Source organism: Cellulomonas algicola, from assembly GCF_003851725.1.
Lineage (GTDB): Bacteria > Actinomycetota > Actinomycetes > Actinomycetales > Cellulomonadaceae > Cellulomonas > Cellulomonas algicola.
In genome coordinates this window covers 1-3,597 of record NZ_BHYL01000267.1, presented here as the reverse complement: position 1 = coordinate 3,597, position 3,597 = coordinate 1, and the positions used below count along the sequence as shown (strand labels likewise).

General features: G+C 77.1%; 3 protein-coding genes and 1 riboswitch. Of the genes, 2 read left to right on the top strand and 1 reads right to left on the bottom strand.

Annotation, left to right across the window (positions count from 1 at the left end):
- The first annotated feature begins 235 nt into the window (after positions 1-235).
- Complete coding sequence (gene purN / locus CTKZ_RS16040) at positions 236-910, top strand: phosphoribosylglycinamide formyltransferase (protein WP_124343885.1); 675 nt, start codon at positions 236-238, stop codon at positions 908-910.
- Positions 911-994: 84 nt separating this feature from the next.
- Positions 995-1,083: riboswitch (ZMP/ZTP riboswitch) on the top strand.
- A 34-nt stretch (positions 1,084-1,117) separates the two neighbouring features.
- On the top strand, positions 1,118-2,752 hold the full coding sequence (gene purH / locus CTKZ_RS16035) for a bifunctional phosphoribosylaminoimidazolecarboxamide formyltransferase/IMP cyclohydrolase (RefSeq protein ID WP_124343884.1): 1,635 nt from the start codon (positions 1,118-1,120) through the stop codon (positions 2,750-2,752).
- Positions 2,753-2,936: 184 nt separating this feature from the next.
- Here purH and CTKZ_RS16030 read toward each other — a convergent pair.
- Positions 2,937-3,597 (bottom strand): FAD-dependent oxidoreductase (locus CTKZ_RS16030; protein WP_160142917.1); only part of this gene is annotated, 661 nt, incomplete at its 5' end.

Below are 3,597 nucleotides of genomic sequence, written 5' to 3'. Positions count from 1 at the left end.
CGGGCGCAGCCGCCCGCGGTCGGTCCTCCGGCGGCGCGTACGGGTTGCTCACCCCCGCATTGTCACCCACCGCGCGCCCGAGCGGCACGGTCGCCCACCGCCGGCGGGACCGCCGCCCCCGGCTGTCACGGGCGGCACGCGGGGCAGGACAGGTCCGTTGCCGCGCCAGTGACGGCCGGCGTGCAGGCGGGCCTGCGCGACACGGACGCCGCGCGGGCGCGGGTAGGGTCGGCGCGTGACGCCGCCCGCCGACCCCACCGCCACCCGTCCCGGCCCGCAGGAGGGCCGTCCGGCCACGCGCGCCGCAGGACGCCTCGTCGTGCTCGTCTCCGGGACGGGGTCGAACCTCGCGGCGCTGCTCGCCGCGCACGACGACCCGGCGTTCGGAGCGCGCGTCGTCGGCGTGGTGTCCGACCGGCCCGGCGTCCGCGCCCTCGACATCGCGCGCGACGCGGGCGTGCCGACGGCCGTCGTGTCGCTCAAGGACTTCCCGGACCGGGCCGCGTGGGACGTCGGCATCGCCGAGGCGATGGCCGTGTTCGCGCCCGACCTCGTCGTCGAGGCCGGCTTCATGAAGATCCTCGGGGCGCCGTCGCTCGAGCGGTTCGGCGGCCGCATCGTCAACACGCACCCCGCGCTGCTGCCGTCGTTCCCGGGGGCGCACGGCGTGCGCGACGCGCTCGCGTACGGGGTCAAGGTCACGGGGTGCAGCGTCATCGTCATCGACGAGGGCGTGGACAGCGGCCCGATCCTCGCGCAGGAGGCCGTGCCGGTGCTGCCCGACGACGACGAGGAGTCGCTGCACGAGCGCATCAAGGTCGTCGAGCGGCGCCTGCTGGTCGACTGCGTGGGGCGCATCGCTCGCGAGGGGCTGCGCGTCGACGGCCGGACGGCGGTCATCGGCGGCTGACGCCGCGCTGTGAGAGGCCGACGCGTGCCCGCCAGAGGCTGACGCGGTGCCCGCCGGAGGGCTGACGCGGTGGCCGCTAGACTCGACCACGGTCGTGACTGGCGCAGGTGGGTGCAACCACCGGGGAGCGGCCGCAGTGCCCCCGCCACGCACCGCCCGCCTGGGTGCCTGGGTCCCTGAACCGACCCACCCGACCGGGAGCTGCCGATGTCCTCCGTGCCCGCCGCCACCACCGCCCCGTCCGACGACGCGACGCGTCGTCCCGTGCGCCGCGCGCTCGTCAGCGTCTACGACAAGACCGGCCTGACCGAGCTGGCCGCCGCGCTGCACGCCGCGGGCGTCGAGATCGTCTCCACCGGGTCGACGGCGGCCACCGTCGCCGCGACGGGCGTGCCCGTGACCCGCGTCGAGGACCTGACGGGCTTCCCCGAGTGCCTCGACGGGCGCGTCAAGACGCTGCACCCGCGCGTGCACGCCGGGATCCTGGCCGACACGCGGCTGCCCGAGCACGTCGCGCAGCTCGAGGAGCTGGGCGTCGCGCCGTTCGAGCTCGTCGTCGTGAACCTGTACCCCTTCACCGCCACGGTCGCGTCGGGTGCGAGCCCCGACGAGTGCGTCGAGCAGATCGACATCGGCGGCCCGTCGATGGTGCGCGCGGCGGCGAAGAACCACCCGAGCGTCGCGGTCGTCGTCGACCCGGCGCGCTACGAGGACGTCGCGGTGGCGGTCGCGGCGGGCGGCTTCACGCTCGCCGAGCGTCGCCGGCTGGCCGCGGACGCGTTCGCGCACACGGCGGCGTACGACGTCGCGGTGGCCGGCTGGTTCGCGACGGACTACGCGCCCGACGAGCCCGGCACCGACGACGCACCCGCGTTCCCCGCCTTCACGGGTGCGACCTGGACCCGGTCCGACGTGCTCCGCTACGGCGAGAACCCGCACCAGGCCGCGGCCCTGTACCTGACGGCCGACGGTGCGGCCGGTCGTGGGCTCGCGGGCGCGCGCCAGCTGCACGGCAAGCAGATGTCGTACAACAACTACGTCGACGCCGACGCCGCGTGGCGCGCCGCGCACGACCACGAGGGGCCCGCCGTCGCGATCATCAAGCACGCGAACCCGTGCGGGATCGCCGTCGGGGCCGACGTCGCGGACGCGCACGCGAAGGCGCACGCGTGCGACCCGGTGTCCGCGTTCGGTGGCGTCATCGCGACGAACCGTCCGCTGACGCTCGCGGCGGCCGAGCAGATCGCGCCCGTGTTCACCGAGGTCGTCGTGGCGCCGGAGTTCGAGCCCGAGGCCGTCGAGGTGCTCACCCGCAAGAAGAACGTGCGCCTCCTCCAGGTGACGCCGCTCGACGCGGCCGCGGTCGCGACCGAGCAGCGGGCCGTCACGGGCGGGCTGCTCGTGCAGCAGGTCGACCGCGTCGACGCGACGGGCGACGACCCGACCACCTGGACGCTCGCCGCGGGCGAGGCCGCCGACGAGGCGACGCTCGCCGACCTCGTGTTCGCGTGGCGCGCGGTCCGCGCCGTGAAGTCGAATGCGATCCTGCTCGCCGACGGCGGGGCGTCGGTCGGGGTCGGGATGGGCCAGGTCAACCGCGTCGACTCGTGCCGCCTCGCGGTCGAGCGGGCCAACACGGGCGACGTCGAGCGCGCGCGCGGCGCCGTCGCGGCGTCCGACGCGTTCTTCCCGTTCGCCGACGGGCTCCAGGTGCTGCTCGACGCCGGGGTCCGTGCGGTCGTGCAGCCCGGCGGGTCGGTCCGTGACGAGGAGGTCGTCGCGGCCGCGCAGGCGGCGGGCGTCACGCTCTACCTCACGGGCACGCGCCACTTCGCGCACTGACGCACCCCGCGCGGCGCCGACCCTCCGGACGAGGGCGGCGCCGCGCGGCGCGTCGGGCGAGGCGGGAGTGCCGGTGCTCGACGCAGCCGCCGAGGGTCGAGAGGCGGTGTGCCCGACGCGGCTGCCGACGAGAGACATGCGCTGCGCCGCCCGACCCGCCGCACGGGCCGCGTCGGACGTCCCCTCAGACGAGCGCGGCCTCGCGCAGCCCTCGACCGGCGTCGCGCGCGGTCGCGCGGTCGAGCACGGGCAGCGACGCCGCGCCGAACAGGCGCCGAGCGGCGCCCACGTCGCGGGGGCGGTCGACCGTGAGCACCGCGCTGCACGTCCCGGTGCCGGGGCGGAACCACAGCGCGCTCCAGCCCGCGCCGTCGGCCGGGTCGCCGCGCAGCTCGACGTCGTCGCCCGCGTCGGGCAGCCCGAACAGCGCGAGCTCGTGACCGAGCTGCGTCGAGAAGACGTACGGCGCCGGGTCGTCGACGGGCCCGTCCGCCCCGAGCAGGTCGGCGGCGAGGACCGCGGGCGTGCGCAGCGCACCGTCCCAGTGGCCGCCGGGCACCCACCCGTGCCGCCCGGACCGGCGCAGCGTGACGTCCCCGACCGCGCGGACGTGCCGCGGCGCACCGACGACGGCGAGCGTCTCGTCGACCCGTAGCGCACCGTCGGCCTCGCGGGGGAGCGCGTCGCCGAGCCAGCCCGTCGCCGGGCGTGCGCCCACCGCCGCGAGGACCGCGTCGGCGACGAGCTCCGTGCCGTCGGCGAGCCGCACCCGGTCGGGGCGCACCTCGACGACCTGCGCGCCCGTGAGCAGCCGCACGCCCGCCGCCGCGTACCAGGGGGCGGTC

Bases quoted from the DNA above. Each gene is read 5' to 3' on its own strand.
- purH (WP_124343884.1), top strand. From the start codon at position 1,118: ATGTCCTCCGTGCCCGCCGCCACCACCGCCCCGTCCGACGACGCGACG.